Origin of the sequence: Anaerostipes sp. PC18, from assembly GCF_039789045.1 — a bacterium.
Lineage (GTDB): Bacteria > Bacillota > Clostridia > Lachnospirales > Lachnospiraceae > Anaerostipes > Anaerostipes hominis.
Genome location: NZ_CP121164.1, coordinates 2435099 through 2452936 on the forward strand (window position 1 = coordinate 2435099; position 17838 = coordinate 2452936).

17 protein-coding genes are annotated in these 17838 nt (G+C 46.4%); all 17 read right to left on the minus strand.

The genetic code is table 11. From position 1 onward, the window contains the following. Positions 1–8: 8 nt before the first annotated feature. Positions 9–407 carry a transcriptional regulator GutM gene (locus tag P8F77_RS13290; protein ID WP_024726841.1) on the minus strand — a complete coding sequence of 133 codons (399 nt, stop codon included), beginning with the start codon at positions 405–407 and terminating at the stop codon, positions 9–11. 224 nt (positions 408–631) lie between these two features. Continuing rightward, the gene (locus P8F77_RS13295; RefSeq protein ID WP_024726840.1) at positions 632–1606 is read right to left on the minus strand and encodes a sugar-binding transcriptional regulator; all 975 of its coding nucleotides are present in this window, start codon (positions 1604–1606) and stop codon (positions 632–634) included. Positions 1607–1618: 12 nt separating this feature from the next. After that, entirely contained in the window at positions 1619–2413 is a 795-nt protein-coding gene (locus P8F77_RS13300; protein ID WP_287517317.1) for an HAD family hydrolase, read from the minus strand. Between the two features lie 337 nt (positions 2414–2750). After that, entirely contained in the window at positions 2751–4190 is a 1440-nt protein-coding gene (gatB, locus tag P8F77_RS13305) for an Asp-tRNA(Asn)/Glu-tRNA(Gln) amidotransferase subunit GatB (protein WP_287517316.1), read from the minus strand. Next, positions 4190–5662 carry an Asp-tRNA(Asn)/Glu-tRNA(Gln) amidotransferase subunit GatA gene (gatA, locus tag P8F77_RS13310; RefSeq protein WP_024726837.1) on the minus strand — a complete coding sequence of 491 codons (1473 nt, stop codon included), beginning with the start codon at positions 5660–5662 and terminating at the stop codon, positions 4190–4192. Before gatA ends, gatB begins: the two co-directional genes overlap by 1 nt. A 9-nt stretch (positions 5663–5671) precedes the next feature. Next, positions 5672–5965, minus strand: a complete 294-nt coding sequence (gene gatC / locus P8F77_RS13315) for an Asp-tRNA(Asn)/Glu-tRNA(Gln) amidotransferase subunit GatC (RefSeq protein WP_024726836.1) — start codon at positions 5963–5965, stop codon at positions 5672–5674. A gap of 382 nt (positions 5966–6347) precedes the next feature. Beyond that, entirely contained in the window at positions 6348–7388 is a 1041-nt protein-coding gene (locus tag P8F77_RS13320) for a hypothetical protein (protein WP_287517315.1), read from the minus strand. A 32-nt stretch (positions 7389–7420) separates the two neighbouring features. Then, entirely contained in the window at positions 7421–7699 is a 279-nt protein-coding gene (locus tag P8F77_RS13325) for a hypothetical protein (protein ID WP_024726834.1), read from the minus strand. 22 nt (positions 7700–7721) lie between these two features. Then, the gene (locus P8F77_RS13330) at positions 7722–8357 is read right to left on the minus strand and encodes a thiamine diphosphokinase (RefSeq protein ID WP_287517313.1); all 636 of its coding nucleotides are present in this window, start codon (positions 8355–8357) and stop codon (positions 7722–7724) included. Continuing rightward, positions 8357–9232 carry a ribosome small subunit-dependent GTPase A gene (gene rsgA / locus P8F77_RS13335; RefSeq protein ID WP_024726832.1) on the minus strand — a complete coding sequence of 292 codons (876 nt, stop codon included), beginning with the start codon at positions 9230–9232 and terminating at the stop codon, positions 8357–8359. Before rsgA ends, P8F77_RS13330 begins: the two co-directional genes overlap by 1 nt. Positions 9233–9241: 9 nt before the next feature. Next, positions 9242–11029, minus strand: coding sequence for a Stk1 family PASTA domain-containing Ser/Thr kinase (gene pknB / locus P8F77_RS13340; protein WP_270430280.1), 1788 nt, complete (start codon positions 11027–11029; stop codon positions 9242–9244). After that, positions 11023–11760, minus strand: coding sequence for a Stp1/IreP family PP2C-type Ser/Thr phosphatase (locus tag P8F77_RS13345; protein ID WP_024726830.1), 738 nt, complete (start codon positions 11758–11760; stop codon positions 11023–11025). The genes pknB and P8F77_RS13345 overlap by 7 nt, the downstream gene beginning before the upstream one ends. Before the next feature lies 1 nt (position 11761). Further along, positions 11762–12826: a 23S rRNA (adenine(2503)-C(2))-methyltransferase RlmN gene (gene rlmN / locus P8F77_RS13350; protein ID WP_024726829.1), complete on the minus strand. Its 1065-nt coding sequence runs from the start codon at positions 12824–12826 to the stop codon at positions 11762–11764. Then, a complete protein-coding gene (gene rsmB / locus P8F77_RS13355) occupies positions 12823–14169 on the minus strand; it encodes a 16S rRNA (cytosine(967)-C(5))-methyltransferase RsmB (RefSeq protein WP_287517309.1) in 1347 nt (448 codons plus the stop codon). The genes rlmN and rsmB overlap by 4 nt, the downstream gene beginning before the upstream one ends. Before the next feature lies 1 nt (position 14170). After that, complete coding sequence (gene fmt, locus P8F77_RS13360) at positions 14171–15100, minus strand: methionyl-tRNA formyltransferase (protein ID WP_024726827.1); 930 nt, start codon at positions 15098–15100, stop codon at positions 14171–14173. A gap of 10 nt (positions 15101–15110) precedes the next feature. Further along, on the minus strand, positions 15111–15581 hold the full coding sequence (gene def / locus P8F77_RS13365) for a peptide deformylase (RefSeq protein WP_024726826.1): 471 nt from the start codon (positions 15579–15581) through the stop codon (positions 15111–15113). A 29-nt stretch (positions 15582–15610) separates the two neighbouring features. After that, a complete protein-coding gene (priA, locus tag P8F77_RS13370) occupies positions 15611–17836 on the minus strand; it encodes a primosomal protein N' (RefSeq protein WP_034548972.1) in 2226 nt (741 codons plus the stop codon). Between the last annotated feature and the right edge of the window lie 2 nt (positions 17837–17838).

Consider the following 17838-nt stretch of genomic DNA (forward strand, 5'->3'; position numbering starts at 1 on the left):
GTTCCTCCTTACACTCTCATTTCCAATGCTTCCAGTGCCTGTATGTATCCTTTATAGAATTTTTGTTTCTTCTTCGTCATACTGCGGAGTTCCGAAAGAACTTCCCGAAAATCCCTTCCCAGTATCTGCACCTGATAAACCTCAGACACCGGATGGAATCTGGCCAGAAATGAAATCCCGTCCATAGCTTCTCCGCCGGTAATCTTTCCGCCCTCATCGCATGCAAGAATGACAATATGGCCTCCGGACAGCAGACGTCCTCTTTTCTGTCCGATACCTACCGCTCCGTCCCGGTTTACTCTCCGCACGGCTTTCTCATAATCTTTGATCTGAAAAATCCCTCCGGCAGACTGAAGCAGAAACAGTACAAGAAACACTCCAAAAAGAATCAACACATGATTTGACATTTTCTCTCCTTTCTTTGATTTTTTTTTCTGTATATGTATTTTAACCCTTTTATTATTGCATAGTCTATAGTTTTTATTGAAATATTGTATAAGTATTTAGAATCACCTCGACATTTATACATCATTTCAATACACATCAGTACAAAAAAAGACCTTCCGGAATTCAGCAATTCCGGAAGGTCCCTTTCTATGTCCTTTATGAACTTATGATGATATTATGAAACTCAAACTTCTTTCAGCATCTGTCTTGCACATTCTGAGTCTGTAATCAGAACATTAATATTTTTGGAACGCACGGCTCCGACGACAGATTTTGATTTCTCGATTCCCCCTGCAACCCCGATCCTTATTTCAATATTTTTCAGCTGCTCCTGTGATATGCCTGCCACACGCTGATTGAAAGAATCAAACGGTTTCGTATTTCCCTCGATGTTGTAAAAATACAGCGACGCGTCTCCGACTGCCCCCATCTCAACAAAATTCTTTAATTCATTCTCCGTTAAATATCCTTCTGCAACAAGAGCTGTTCCTCCGGCCTCCGGGATTCCGATCCCCATGACCACGACCCTGAGTTTTGAAAAATATTCATAGATGTAGTTTACCGTATCCTCCTGAAGGAAAATGTCTTTCACCTCTTTGCTGGAAAAAATACCGGGTGACAGGAATTGGACATAATCACCTCCGAACTTTTCCGCAAATTCCACTGCAATCCGGTTGGACTGTACATCTCTCTTTTCCGTCCTTTTCTGGGATATCCCTCCGTACAGGGGCACAAACAAAAGCTTATTGCCTTTGTTATAAAATTTATCCACATGGGCAATGTGGGACAGCGTCCTCCCCATCGTGACTCCCACATAGTCATCATTTTTCAGGATATGGCTCAGGTAGTCAAAGGCCGCCTCTGAAAGCATATCCATCTGCTCCTCTTTTGTGTCAAGCGGCTCGCTCTCCACAATGATGGCCTCTTTCAGACCAAACCTCTGTTCCAGCTTCTGCTCTAATTCCCCGTAATCGTAGCTGATAGGGTTTATGACCTCGATCTTCACAATTCCCTGTTCCCTCCCGAGAGCCAGCATCCTGGATACAGTGGCCCTGGAAAGTCCCAGGGTGTTGCAGATCTCCACCTGGGTCTTATTTTTCATATAGTATAAATTGCAGCATTTATATATCAGACGGTCGTCATCGACAATTTTCTTCATCTGCTTCCACCTTTATATCAATTCTAATTCGTTCAGCGCATTATAGATTCCGTTTTCTTTTGTCGTCTGGGTGAACATATCCGCAGTCTCCTTCACTGCATCACTGCACCGTCCCATGCCGATACCGGTCCCGACATTTTTAAGCATCTCTACGTCGTTGTCCGAATCACCGAATGCATAGAGATTCTCTTTAGAAATCCCAAGATCATCTGCTACCTGGACAACCGCGTCTCCTTTCGTGACACCTTTGAGCGTAATGTCAAAGAAATTCTCACGGACATGTTTGGCACACTCGAATGTGTCTGCATATTCTCTTTTAAAATCTTCAAATACATCAGGCTCTTTATAGTTCATCGTAAGCTTTGATATATGCTGTTTTTCCCAGTACTTCCACGGGGCATACCACTCCATCGGAAGACTGAACAGACGGCAGAAATACTTAAAGAATTCCTCGTCGTTATGTAAATAGTATGTCACGTCCTGGGTATCCATCTGGATGATCGTATCTCTTATAAAATACTTGTCTATGACTTCATGCAGCAGATCTTCCTCAATATAAATATCCCTGAGCACTTCCCCGTCCACTTCCGCATAGCTTCCATTGCAGGTGACGGCCCCGTCAAAATGCTCGATATCCGCCTCCAGAAATCGTTTGGTCCGCCCTGAACACAGCAGGGCTGCATATCCGTTGTCCTGCAGTCTCTTAATAGCCTCCAGGGTCTTCGGCATAACTGTCTTGATATGGTCCACTTCATCAACTAATGTTCCGTCATAGTCAAAAAATACCGCTCCTTTATATTTCTTCATAGTATGGCTCTTCTCCTTATTGATCGTGCTCGTTTACTTAACCAATACTATTGTACTTTCTTTTAATTCCCATTTCAAGCGGTATCCTACATCATAAGCACCTGCACGATCAAAATCAGGGTAATCCCAAGGGAAAGCAGAAACATCGATCTGTAAAAATCCTTCATGATAACGCTCCTTCTGATTTGTTTTTCCGTTGTATTTTATCTTTTGACAATATCATACCGGATTTCTCTTTCAGAATTCCCAACCAATTTGTGAATAATTTCTTAACATTTTGTGTTTTTACACAAAAAGAAGCTTTGGGTGACAATCATACCAAAGCTTCTGTTCTTTTTTATAAACTTTCTAATATTTCTTTCAGGATCTTATTGACTACTCCGGGATCTGCTTTCCCCTGGGTCGCCTTCATGGTCTGTCCAACCAGGAATCCCATGGCTTTTTTCTTCCCTGCCTTGTAGTCCTCCACCGATTTCGGATTGCCGCTGACAATCTGCGTGATGGTCTCTTTAAGCGCTCCCTCGTCATTCATTGATTTCAATCCGTGTTCTTCTACGTAGGCTTTCGGGTCCACATCTTCTTTGAATATCTTCTCAAAGACTTCCTTGGCTACCTTACGGTTGATCTCATTCTTCTTCACCATGCCGATCAGAGCCGCGAGATGTTCCGGTGCAAAGGAAATATCTGTAAGATCCATTTCCGAATCATTGACCAGACGCATCGTCTCTCCCATCAGCCAGTTAGATACTTCTTTCGCCTCGGCTCCGTGATCGATGGTTGCCTCGAAGATATTCGCCAGATGTTTGCTTCCCGTTATGATATCGATATCATAGTCCGGCAGGCCGTAAGTTTCTTTATAACGTCTCCGTTTTTCGTCCCGCAGTTCCGGCTGTGCATCCCTGATCTGCTCTATCCACTCATCGCTGATGATCACCGGCACAAGATCCGGGTCCGGGAAGTAGCGGTAATCCTGTGCGTCCTCTTTGGAGCGCATCGGATAAGATTTTTCTTTTGTGTCGTCCCACCGTCTCGTCTCCTGCATCACCTCTCTGCCCTCTTCCAGCAAAGCGATCTGGCGGTCTGTCTCTCCCTCAATGGCGCGCCTGATAGCCTTAAAAGAGTTCAGGTTCTTCATCTCTGTCCTTGTTCCGAACTCTTCGGCTCCCGCTTCTCTGACGGAAAGGTTGACATCGGCTCTCATAGAGCCTTCCTGAAGTTTGCAGTCGGAAGCCCCGAGATACTGGATGATCAGTCTAAGCTTTTCCAGATAAGCCACGACTTCATCTGCGGAGCGCATATCCGGCTCTGAGACGATCTCGATCAGCGGCACGCCGGACCGGTTGTAATCCACAAGGGAACAGTCTTCCCATTCGTCATGGATCAACTTTCCCGCATCCTCTTCCATATGGATCTCGTGAATCCCGACGGACTTTGTCCCTCCGTCAGTCTCGATTTCCACATGTCCGTCTCTGCAGATCGGAAGATACAGCTGGGAAATCTGATAATTCTGCGGGTTGTCGGGATAGAAATAATTCTTCCTGTCAAACTTGCAGTTCTGTGTAATGCTGCAGTTGGTGGCAAGTCCCACAGCCACGGCATACTCAACTACCTGTTTATTTAATACCGGAAGGGAACCCGGCATTCCCGTGCACACCGGACAGGTATGTGTATTCGGCGCTCCCCCGAACTCTGTGCTGCATCCGCAGAAAATCTTCGTGTTAGTTGCCAATTCCACATGGACTTCCAGCCCGATGACAGTCTCATATTGTTTACTCATTACTGAACACCTCCCTTTACAATCTCCGGTGCTTCATAAGTTCTCGTCTGTTCAAATGCATAGGCAGCCCGGATCAGTTTCTTTTCCTGGAAACAGTCTCCCAAAAGCTGCAGGCCGATCGGCAGCCCTTTGCTGTCTTTTCCGCACGGCACACTGATTCCGGGCAGTCCTGCCAGGTTTGCCGAAATCGTATAAATATCTCCGAGGTACATTTTGATCGGGTCGCTTAAGCTCTCACCAAGCTTCGGTGCAGTGGTCGGCGCCGCCGGCCCGAGGATCAGGTCATAGGAAGCAAATGCCTTGTCAAATTCCTGTTTGATCAGTGCTTTTGTCCTCAGTGCTTTCAGATAATACGCGTCATAGTAACCGGAACTTAAAACAAACGATCCAAGCATGATCCTTCTCTTGACTTCCGGCCCGAATCCCCCGGAGCGTGTCTTTTTATACATGTCGTGGAGTCCTTCTGCTCCCTTGGCGCGGTATCCGTATTTAATCCCGTCAAACCGTGACAGGTTTGAGCTGGCTTCCGCCGACGCAATGACATAATATGCAGGAATCGCATAATCCACAAGTCCCAGATCAAACTCCTCAACAACTGCTCCCTTTTTCTCCAATGTCCGGGCAGCCGCCATGACAGCTTCTCTGACTTCAGGGTCCAGTCCTTCTCCAAAATAGTCTTTCGGGATTCCGATCTTCATTCCTTTAACATCATCAACCAGGGCGGAAGTAAAATCATACTCATCCCTCTCAATGGATGTGGAATCTTTCTTGTCATAGGATGCAGAAGCCTCTAAAAGAGCCGCACAGTCTGATACGTCTTTAGCCATGGGCCCGATCTGGTCCAGGGAAGAACCGTAAGCAATCAATCCGTATCTTGAAATTGTGCCGTAGGTCGGTTTCATTCCGGTGATCCCGCAGAAAGATGACGGCTGGCGAATCGATCCTCCGGTATCTGAGCCGAGTGCCATGAAGCACTCTCCTGCCGCCACTGCTGCCGCCGATCCGCCGGAAGATCCTCCCGGCACATGTTCCTGATTCCATGGATTTTTTGTCGGTCCGAACGCCGAAGTTTCAGTCGTGCTTCCCATGGCAAACTCATCCATGTTTGTTTTCCCTATGATGACCACACCGGCAGCGATAAGATTTTCCACCGCCTGAGCGGCGTAGGTCGGAACAAAATTTTCGAGAATCCTGGAACTGCACGTAGTTTTGTATCCTTTTGTACAAATATTATCTTTCACAGCCACTGGAACACCGGCCAGCGGACCAGTCAGCGTGCCGTCATCAATTTTTTTCTGCACCTCTTCTGCTCTCTTTAATGCACTCTCTTCATCATATGATACATAGGCATGCACCGCCGGCTCTGCTTTCTTAGTCTGTTCCAGCACAGCCTGTACCGCTTCCACTGCGCTGATCTCTTTTGCTTTTATTTTTCTGCCCAGTTCAAGGGCTGTCAAATCTAAAATTCCCATGGCTTCCTCCTATTCTACGGTCTTTGGCACCACAAAGGCACCGTCTTTTCTCTCCGGTGCGTTGGCGAGAATCTCTTCTCTGTCGTCTCCATTTGTGACGATATCTTCTCTGAATACATTGTTTACCGGAAACACATGAGACATAGGTTCAACACCGTCCGTATCCAGTTCATTCAGCTTGTCTACATAGTCCAGCATGCTCTCCATGTCTTTCTTCGCCTGTTCTTTTTCTTCGCCGGACAGCTCAAGCTTTGCCAGAATACCGACGTATTCGATCGTTTCATCACTGATGTGATTTGCCATTCTAATTCCTCCTTAAATGATTGGTTCTCCTTACGCATTTGTGTGTATCCTCGCGGAGCATTTTTTGATTTCATTAAGAAATAAAAAACCCGCTCCAAAGCAAATATTCTATGCTTCGGGGCGGGAATATCTTCCCACGGTACCACCCGTATTGATATCAGGACAAATTGTCTGATCTCTTCTCATTTCTGTACTTAACGCGTACCACGTGACTGCCTAACATGCATCCTGCCTTTCAGCCGCCCGGCTCCAAAGTGTTCCCGCCGCAAGGTGTCCCTGGAAAGCTTTCAGTCTGTGGGCTTTCCTCCCTGTGAGGTTCCTTTTGCCTTGAGTCTTTTTCATTGCCTTTCTTCTATGATGTTTAATCATAACACAGTTATTTTTATGAATCAAGCCCCATTGACGAATCATAAACATGCATATTTTCAGGTCTGACACGTTTGCTCGGTACAAGTTTAACATCTAAGTATTCTTCTGATAAAACTTCTATTTTTGTACCTTCTGTGAGTTCTAAATTCACATATTTATTCGGATTTTCCCCTTGTGAATCTTCTGAGAGCCAAATACTATTTGCCCCATATTCATCATCCTTATCTTGTTCAAAAGTAAATTCAAAGCTGCCATTACCTTCGACCGCAACTACATCATACGTCCCGGCCGGAAATTCTTTTCCTGCTGTAAGTACGCTGAAAACTTTCACTTCTTCACTCAGAGTATTTTCTCCGGGTTTCTCCATTTTCTTTAGATTAGCATCCGATGTTTTGCAGTATATACTCCCTTTTCCTGAAACTTCTACTAAAGAACCCTGATAAAGACGGATATTCTTTACTTCGGTGTACCGATTAGCTTCCAATACTTCCTTGTCTGTAAACTGCTCATTAATATTGACATACTGTGCATCATTGTTTGCTGAAAAAGTTAAATCATCCCCTTCTCCAGTCATTGTGTAATTTCCTTCCGGAAGATCCAATCCTACGATATATCTGCCGGAAGAAAGTCTCACAGAAAAACTTTTTCCGGTCTTCTCTAAAGCATAGTCCGCGTTTTCATATGTAAAATCCGGCATAGTTTTTGTCCACTTTTTCTTTCCGTCTTCACTCATATAAATCTGAGCATTTTTAATCAGGGTTCCGATATCAACCTCACCTACTGCATCCAAAAACACAACAAAAATAACCACAAGACTCAGTACTAGCCTGATAAATTTTCCTACTCTGCCTTTTTCCTCTGTCCGGAACTGCCTGTACACCCTCTTATGCTGTTTTGTCATAGAACTCTTTGGCTCTATATTTGGCCTTGTCCCGTAGTCCGAGCAGCTTCCCGTCCTTTGCCCTCTCTCCAGCCTTTTAAAATCATAGCCGCACATAGGACAAACGCCATTCCTTAATTTTTCATTGCAAATCGTACATTTGTCATATTTCATATTCATTCCCTCCGGCCTATAAAAATATCCCGCTATCTAGCCCGGTTCTTAAACTTTTTCTTCCTTTTTTCGATGCGTTCTTTATCTTTCTGCTCGATCTCCGGGGCAATGGTCTTTGTAAACCATAATAGTGCCAGCGCCGGTGCAAGGATCCAAAGTGATCTCTGATCATTTCCCAAAAAAGAAAGCGTCATGATTCCCTTGGCCTGAAACATCATTACAAACATATAAACAAAGACTAAAAGAAGTGCAAATGACTCTGTTTTCGTATAGATTTTACCTGTGCCGGGTCCTACCAGAAACCGTTCCAAAAGCAGCGCCGCCCCGCACCCTCTAGTCTTTGCTTTCTATCACGAGCAAAGTCCCGGTTTTCATCTCAATCTTTCCCGTTTCCTCTGCCAGTTCATTGCTGATCCCCCATGTCTCATGGAATACAAGCGTATCGTCATTCAGCGGGTAATAGAATCCGTGAAGCGTCACTCCTGTCACCGTGCCCACCGGAATGAGGGAGATATAGTTCCCAAACTGTTCTTTTTTATTTATGCTGAGAGGACGGTCCACTGCCCGGATGCGGTTATGTGAATCCACTATATATGCCTCCACTCCATGTTTTAGTGCATATACAAGCTGTCCCATATTCCCGAGCACATGGTCTAATCTGGTGCCCGTGCTCCCAAGAATCGTCACCTTTGTAGCCCCCATGCGGACTGCCTGTTCCACAGCGATCCCCGTGTCCGTATCGTCTTTTTCTCTGGGAAGAATCATAATATCTTCTTGTTTAAATCGTTTTACCGTTTCTTCCGGACAGCTGTCAAAATCACCCAATATGAAATCCGGGCGGATTTTGATCTGTTCTGCGTATAAAAGTCCTTTGTCCGCAGCAATAATTTTATCAAATTTCTGCGTTTGAATATAAGAACGGGCGAAGACCCTGTCCAATTCTCCGCCTGTTAAAATTAAGATATGCATTACCATTTTCTCTTTTCTTTTAATTCATTGTAGATGAGTACATAGTTGTCATAGCGAGTCTCGCTGATCCTTCCATCCGCCAGTGCCTGTTTGACACCGCAGCCAGGTTCATGAGTATGGCTGCAACCCTGGAACCGGCATTGTCCCTCATAGGGTTCAAATTCTTTAAAATAATATTTAATCTCGTCTTCCTCGAACATATCCACAAACAGAGAACTGAAGCCCGGCGTGTCCATGACGAAAGTGTCTTCTCCCACCCGGATCAGCTCCGAATGTCTGGTCGTATGCTTTCCTCTCTGAATCTTTTCACTTACCGCTCCGGTTTCCATGTTCGCATCCGGATACAAAAGATTCATCATAGAAGATTTCCCTACACCGGAAGGGCCTGCAAGCACGGTTGTCTTGTGCTCTACGGCCTCCCTGATCTCCGAAAGTCCCGTCTCGTCGGAGACACTGGTAAAGATCACCCGGTGGCCGCAGTCTTTATATACGTCCATGAGAACAGACAATTCCTTTTCTCTGGCCAGATCCGTCTTATTAAAACAGACCACCGCAGGGACTCTCTGCTTCTCCATCATAAGCAAAAACCGGTCCAGCAGATTATAATTTGGTTTTGGATTCTTGGCTGCAAAAATAACCAGCGCCTGATCGATGTTTGAGACAGCCGGGCGGATTAATTCGTTCATCCTTGGAAGTATCTCTGTCAGATTTCCCAGCTTTTTTTCTTCATCCAGGACTTCGATCTCTGCCATGTCTCCCACGAGCGGCTTCATTTTCCGGTTTCTGAAGATGCCTTTTGCTTTGCACTCATATAAACTGCTGCCCGTGTCAACATAATAAAACCCTGCGATTCCTTTGATAATTCTTCCCTGCATGAACTGATCTTACTCCTCTGTATTATCTATGGTGTATTCTGTTGTCGGCTGCTTTCCCAGGCTTACGACCACGCCGATTCCTGTCCCTTTTGTAACTTTTTTCCCGGCTTTCGGTGACTGACTGATAATACATCCCTCCGGCACCCTGCTGTCGTACTTCTGGGAAGAAATGATCAGCTTTAGTCCTTCTCTGCTTAACTCTTCTCTCGCATCATCTGCGGTCTTAAATACGATTTCCGGCACTGTGACCTTGTTCTCACCTTTGCTGACCGTGATCGTCACCTTGGAGCCTCTGGAAATTTTATTCCCCGCTCCCGGAGACTGAGAAATCACATCACCTTCCTTGACACTGGAACTGAATTTGGTGGACACAGAAACTTTGAATCCCTGGTCTGAAAGGATCTTCGTGGCAGACTTCTGGCTGTACCCGCGGATATCCGGCACCTCAATTTTGCTCTCGCCGGTACTGACAGTCAATACAATGGTCGTTCCCTTTTCCACTTCCTGGTCTGACTCCAGACTCTGGCGGATGATATATCCCGCCTCATAAGAAGATGAAGCCTCTGTTTTGCGCTCCACTTTCAGATCTTCATCGATGGATGCCAACGCCGCATCGTAAGTCATTCCCACATAGTTTTCAACCGGTACCTTCTCAAGCTTTTCCGTGGTGCTTTCTTCCGTAGTCGTAAGTTTCTCTGTGCCGGCATTATCCCCTGAGCGGAACAGCCCTGAACTGTTAATGACCAGTACAATGATGGATATGAGAATAATGGCTCCCACCACAGCGGCCAGGACGACAACCAGCTTTTCAATCTTGGAATTCATGCCCCGCGGCTCTTCCTCATCGTCGTCATCCACAAATCCGAATTCCTCTTCCGGTTCTTCTTCCGTCTCCTCCGGTTTTACAAACTCTTTTGTGTGAAGCATCTGAGTCGGCGAATCGTCCACAAAGGGCGCCATGCCTACATAGCTTCCTTTCGTGTCTTCGAAAACCAACTTTAAATCCTCTATCAGTTCGTTCACAGACTGATACCGGTCTTCCGGTTTTTTCATGGTACATTTGAGAATGATCTTTTCCAGGCTTTCCGGAATATCTCCGATCAGTTCTCCCGGTGGCGTAATTTCATTCTGGAGATGCATCAGAGCAATGGTAACCCCATTTTCGTGGTCAAAAGGGACCTGGCCTGTGACCATCTCATACATTGTAATCCCCAGAGAATAAATATCACTCTTCTCATCGCAGTACTTTCCTTTGGCCTGTTCCGGAGAAATGTAATGGACCGATCCTATGGCCGTGGATGTGACCGTATTGGAATTGGCCGCCTTTGCTATTCCAAAATCCGTGACTTTTACCTGACCGGAATCTGAGACCAGAATATTCTGGGGCTTAATATCCCTGTGGATCGTGTGATGCCCATGGGCATGCCCGATCGCTGAAGCTATCTGAAGAGACAATTCTACGGTCTCTTTTGCGGAAAGATGCCCCTTTTTCATAATATATTCCTTCAGGGTAATGCCTTCTGCCAATTCCATGACAATGTAATTGACACTGTCTTCCTGGCCTACATCATATACGTTCACAATATTGGGGTGGGCCAGTCTTGCGACCGCCTCTGCTTCCACCTGAAACTTTTTTAAAAACTTCTCATTATCTACATATTCATTTTTCAACACTTTGATAGCAACGTTCCGGTTCAGTTTATGGCACTTTGCCATGTATACGTCAGCCATCCCGCCAGTACCAATCTTTTTCAGGATTTCGTAGCGTCCTCCTAAAATGGTTCCTGTTTCTAACATGTGATCTCACCTCGCTCCCCCAGCGCAACGATCACCAGGGATATATTGTCCTTGCCGCCATATTCGTTAGCCCTGTTCACCAACTGGCCTGCCTTATTTTCCAATTGACTGTGATCCAACAGGAGTTCTTTGATTTCATCATCCGCAATCATGCTCGTCAATCCGTCACTGCACAAAAGTAAATATCCGTCTTTCTTCGGCAGCTCAAAAAAATCGGGAACAGATTCAATACCTGCGCCGATTGCTCTCGTGATCAGATTTCTTTTTGGATGCTGCCTCATATGTCTGCGCTCAATCTCTCCGGCCTTCACCAATTCTTCTACAAAAGAATGGTCTGTGGTCACCTGGACAAGATCCTGATCTGCAAAATACAGACGGCTGTCTCCAATGTTCATCACAAAAATACTCTCTTCTGTCACAGTGGCCGCTACCATAGTTGTTCCCATGCCCGCGTATTCTTCTTCCTCGCACTTCAGCAATATCTCACTGCTCACTTTCTGCAGTGCTTCCTTCATGATCTCAATAGGATCTGAATTCTCAATCTCTCGTATAAATTCCACAAAACGACTGACCGCAAAAGAGGACGCAAAACCTCCTGCCCTGTGGCCTCCCATGCCGTCCGCAACGATATATAAATTATCTAATTGTCCTACGGGTTCATCAGAGTAAAAGATGGTGTCCTGATTTTCAGACCGTACCTTTCCTCTGTGAGAAGTTCCAACGGATTGCATCTTAGTTCTCCTTTTTTGTGCGAATTTCCTGTTTTTCCACAGAATCCAGCTTCTTTCTTCTTAATTGTCCACAGGCAGCATTGATATCTCTGCCCATTTCTCTTCTTATGGTAACATTTACACGATTTTTTTCAAGTATGTTTTTGAAGTCGTTCACAAACTCCGGCATAGACTGCCGGAAGTCTCTCTCCTTGATAGGATTGACTGGGATCAGATTGACATGGCATGGAAATCCGCCTAAAAAGCGGCAAAGTTCCCTGGCATTCCGGGAGCTGTCATTCACTCCTGCCACAAGACTGAATTCAAACGTGATCCTCCGTCCCGTCCGGTCAAAGTAATATTTACAGGCAGAGAGCAGTTCTTCCATAGAATACTGATTTGCCACCGGCATCAGGGATTTCCTCATTTCGTCATTGGAGGCATGAAGTGAGATCGCAAGCGTCATCTGAAGCTTTTCATCCGCCAATTCCCGTATCCTCGGCACCAGTCCGCAGGTAGACACCGTCAGGTTCCTCTGACTTAAATTCAGTCCTTTCTCGTCGGTCAAAAGTCTGATAAATTTTAAAAGATTCTCATAGTTATCCAAAGGTTCCCCGGTTCCCATAACGACCACATGGGACACCCGTTCCCCAGTATCTTTTTGGATATAATAAATCTGTCCAAGCATTTCTGAAGGGAGCAGGCTGCGGTCCAGTCCCCCGAGGGTAGACGCACAAAATCTGCATCCCATCCTGCACCCGGCCTGTGACGAAATGCACACCGAATTGCCGTGCTTGTATTTCATCAGGACACTTTCTATAATATTCCCATCATTCAGCTGAAATAAATACTTTCTTGTACCGTCAATCTTGGATACATAGGTTTCCACTTCTTTCAGTTCCGCTACTTCATATTCCTTTTGAAGTTTTTCTTTCAGATTTTTCGGCAGATTGTTCATCTCATCAAGAGAGGATGCCAGCCTCTTATGGAACCACTCAAATATTTGTTTTGCACGGAACTTTTTTTCTCCCAGTTCTTCCACCGCAAATTCCAGTTCTTCCAGTGTCATTGATTTAAGATCTCTCATTTTGTTCTCCTAAGTTTTCCGATAAAGAATCCGTCGCACGGATGAATTCCCGGCAGCAGCTGGATATACCCCTCTCCGGCCGTCTTAATGTCAAGGGTTTTGGGGAGAAAAGGCGTCAGGTCTACCGGCTCAAATCCGTTCTGTCCTGCAATCCACCTGAAATTTTCTTCATTTTCTTTCGGGTTGATCGTACATGTAGAAAAAAGCAGGCTTCCTCCCGGCTTCACATAGGATAGGGCTGTTTTTAATATTTCTCTCTGCAGTTTCACAAGGTCTTCCAAAACGGATTCTTCCAGATTGTACTTAATGTCCTGCTTTTTTCCCATAATCCCAAGTCCGGAACACGGGACATCACACAGTACAGCGTCCATAGACTCTGCCAGACGTTCATCCGGAATTCTGGCATCCCAGATCTGAGTACGGATATTTTCAAATCCCACACGTTCGATGTTTTCTTTCAGCAGTACTTCTTTGTAATCCGTCAGATCCCGGGCCAGAACCTGCCCCGTTCCGTGGAGTTTGTCTGCCGCATACAGTGCTTTGCCTCCCGGAGCGCTGCAAATATCAAGGATCTTCTGTCCCTCTTTTGGATCTGCGACCTTTCCGGCCAGCATGGAACTTTCATCCTGCACGATAAAACGGCCTTCTCTGAATGCCGAAATACGCTTTAGAAAATCATAGTTAGAAATACGAATTGCCTCCGGAAGCAGTCTTCCGTCTTCCACCTCCACACCATCTTTTTTCAGGGAAGTGATCAGTTCTTCTCTGGAGCCGTTGCTTTCCATCCATGAAACCGTTGTCTTTTTTGGCTCCAGGAAAGAACTCACGATCGTTTCTGTTTCTTCCTCTGTATAAGAACGCAGAAAATGACGGATGATCCATTCCGGCATGGAACAGGCAACGGACAGATACTTTACAAAATCCTTATCCCTGTCTGGAAACGGGATATCTTGTTTCTGTCTGGAAATTGTTCTCAAAACACCGTTTACAAAGCCGGATAATCTTGAAAAGCCCCGCTTTTTGGCCAGCTTCACACATTCATTGCATGCCGCGGAGTCAGGGATGTGATCCATGAACAGAATCTGGCAGGCACCCATGCGGAGCAGTGAACGCACCAGCGGCTTCATTTTCCTTACCTTCGTCTTGGAATACAGATCAATCACATAATCAATGGTCAGGCGGCGCTCCAGAGTTCCCTGGCATAGCCTTGTAAAAAAAGCCCGGTCCTTCTTTTCACTGAACTGATACTTTTCCAGTGTCTCTCCGATGGCAATATGGGACAGTTCCTCTTTTCTGTCTATTTTCATCAGAACATCTAAAGCCGATTCTCTTGGATTCTGCATATTATTCTCCTAATACCGTTCCGGCATCTACCTTGGAGCCTGCCAAGAATGCCTGGACTGACATCCGCTTTTTCCCGGAAAGCTGGATTTCATTGAGTGCTAATGCTTCCTGACCGCAGGCCACAATCATCTGTTTTTTAGTCACTTCAATAATGGTTCCGGGTCTCTCTCCTCCGTCATAGGAAACGACGTCCGCATCCCATATTTTCAGTGTTTTCCCTCCAAGCTCCGTATAAGCACTCGGCCATGGGTTCAGTCCGCGCACCCACTGTTCAATCTCAGCGGCATTTTTCGTGAACTCTATCTTCCCCATCTCTTTGCTCAGCATCGGGGCATAGGAACTCTCATTGTCATTTTGTTTGATCCTTACCGCCGTCCCATCTTTTAATTTCTCTAATGTCTCCAGCAATAAGTCTGCGCCCAGCGCCATTAGCTTGTCATGAAGGGTTCCGGATGTTTCTTTCTTATCCAGCGGAATGACTGCTTTATCTATCATATCCCCCGTATCTAAACCCTTTTCCATATACATGGTCGTAATTCCCGTTTCCCTTTCACCGTTTAAGACGGCCCACTGGATCGGTCCCGCTCCGCGGTATTTCGGAAGAAGTGACCCATGGACATTGATACATCCGTATTTGGGGATATTCAGTATCCGCTCCGGCAAAATCTGTCCGTATGCGACAACTACGATGACATCCGGAGCCAGATGTTCAAGGTCTTCTATAAATTTCTCATCTCTGGCTTTTGCCGGCTGAAGGACAGGGATTCCATGTTTCAATGCAGCCTCTTTCACCGGCGGAAAAGAAAGTTTCTTTCCCCTTCCCTTCTGCTTATCGGGCTGCGTAACTGCCGCAGCCACATGATGAAATTGTATCAGCTTCTCCAGCGTAGGCACCGCAAATTCCGGCGTTCCCATAAATACTACGTTCATCGTATCCTCCTTACTCTTCCTCTTCCACATCTCTCACCGGTTCTTCCGCCACATCCGGATAAAGGATTCCGTCCAAATGGTCAAGTTCATGGCAGATCGCCCTCGCAAGAAGTCCTTCTCCTTCCACTCTGATCGGGTTCATATCCCGGTCCAGCGCTTCACATACCACATGGTTCGGACGCTTTACGACTGCAACCTTCCCCGGAAGGCTCAGACATCCCTCGTCTCCGATCTGTTCGCCGTCTTTTTCCACGATCTTAGGATTGATCAGGACCAGCGGCTGGCCTTCATATGTGTCGATGACCACCAGCCGTTTCAGGATTCCCACCTGAGGAGCGGCCAGTCCCACGCCGTATGCTTCATACATTGTCTCAAACATGTCATCGATCAGCAGCATGATTCTGGATGTCATTTCTTTAATCTCTTTTGATGGTTTTCTGAGGACTTCATCCCCCATTTTTCTGATGTTTCTGATTGCCATGAATACTTCTCCTTCTCAAATATTCTTTGTTAATAACTGCTCATAGGATTAAAATCGAATGTGATATGAATGTCTTTGGGCAATTCCTGCCGGTCGATCCACAGTTCCAGCCGGTCTTTCACCTTCATAAGTTCCTTGTAATCTTTCTTTTTTACGTACAGCACCTGCCGGTAAATATCATTGACTTTTGCCAGAGAGGCCTCGCCGGGTCCGATGACGCGGATGCCCGAATTCTGAATCACCCTGGCCATGCGCTGTGCCGTCTTTTTGCATTCCTCTTCCGAAGGCCCGGCAAGAAGGACTGTAAGCATCTGCCAAACCGGAGGATAGCAAAGCATCGTCCGGTAGGATATCTCCTGGCGGTAAAACTCTTCATAGTCCTGGGCTGCCGCTGTGACAATACAGTAATGTTCCGGCGAATAGGTCTGTATGACAACCTCTCCGGCTTTATCGCCTCTCCCTGCCCGGCCGGCCGCCTGAGTCAAAAGCTGGAATGTCCGTTCTGCTGCACGGAAATCACTGGCATGCAGAGATAAATCCGCTGCCAGGATTCCGACGAGAGTAACGTTTGCAAAATCGTGTCCTTTGACAATCATCTGCGTGCCCACAAGAATATCGGCCCGGCCTTCCGAAAAAGTCTTTAGAATCTCTTCATGGCTGTGCTTTCTTTTTGTGGTATCCATATCCATCCGGAGCACTCTTGCTTCCGGAAATTCTTTCCTTATAGCGGCCTCTGCCTTTTGAGTGCCGAGTCCGAACGTTCCGATAAATGGACTGCCGCACTCAGGACAGACATCCTGCATCGCTTCTTCATATCCGCAGTAATGGCAGCGGAGTTTCCCGTCCCTGTGATACGTAAGCGATACATCGCAGTGGGGACACTGCATCACAGTGCCGCAGCTTCTGCATGAGACAAACCCGGCATATCCTCTCCGATTCAAAAAAAGCATGATCTGCTCTTTTTTCCGAAGCCGGTCTCCGATCAGTTCATAGAGCCTTCTGCTGAACATACTGCGGTTCCCCTGCTTTAATTCTTCCCTTAAATCTTCTATATACACATCGGGCAGGATCGCTTCTTTTGCCCGGTCTTTCAGCGTCCAGAGCCTGTATTCCCCGTCAAGTGCCTTCTGATAGCTCTCAAGAGACGGCGTTGCGGACCCTAAAATCACCGCCGCGCCCTCCATGTCCGCTTTTTCCAGAGCCACTTCTCTTGCGTGGTATTTGGGCGTCTGCTCACTTTTATAACTGCCCTCATGTTCTTCGTCAATGATGATCAGCCCAAGATTTGGAAACGGCACAAACAGTGCAGATCTGGGACCGATGATAATATCGGCATCCCCATTCTTTGCCCGGAGCCACTGATCGTATTTTTCTCCTTTGGAGAGTCTGGAATTAAGGATGGACACCCTGTCTCCGAACCGCTTCGTAAAACGGCAGACCGTCTGGTACGTAAGAGCGATCTCCGGGATCAGCACGATAGCCTGTTTCCCTTTTCTGACAACTTCCTCGATTGCCGCCAGATAGACTTCTGTCTTCCCGCTTCCGGTAATCCCGTGGAGAAGATACGTTCTCCTCTCCCCTGCTGCGTAATCTGCTTTGAATTCCTGTATCAGCTTCTCCTGACTCTCATTCAGGGGCAGGGCATCTTCCGCCTCCATCCCGCTGGGGCCGGGATTCCGGTAAAACTTTTCTGTTTCGACGCGGATTATACCGTCTTGTTCCATACCTGCAACCGTTGTCCTCGGAATCTTCAGGCATTTCGTCACACGCTCCCAGGAAACCGTCTGCTCATCCATAAGAGCAGCCAGCAGCCTGGCTTTTGCAGCGTAATGCCTGCCTAAATATTCATCCAGCAGACCGGGAGCCTGATCTTTTGGCAGTAAGAGCCTGACAGACTTTTTTTCTTTTTGTTTCATTTTATCCTGCACGGGAAGCACGGTCTTCAGTGCCTGGATCATGGTAGACCCATAGTTTTCCCGAATCCAGTAGGCGAGCTTGATCATCCTGGATTCTGCGTCCACACCGTCTTTTTCTATGGACAAAATTTCCTTTATTTTCTTAGGATCGTAATCTGCCCTATCCGAAAGCCTGACAACATATCCCTTCTGTTCCCGGTTTCCTGCTCCAAACGGCACCCGAACGGACTGCCCGACCCGGATCTGATCACATAAGGAAAAAGGCACTCGATATTGAAATACCCGATCCAGTGCCTCATGCGAAATATTGATGATAATATCTGCGTACAATGTTTCCATAA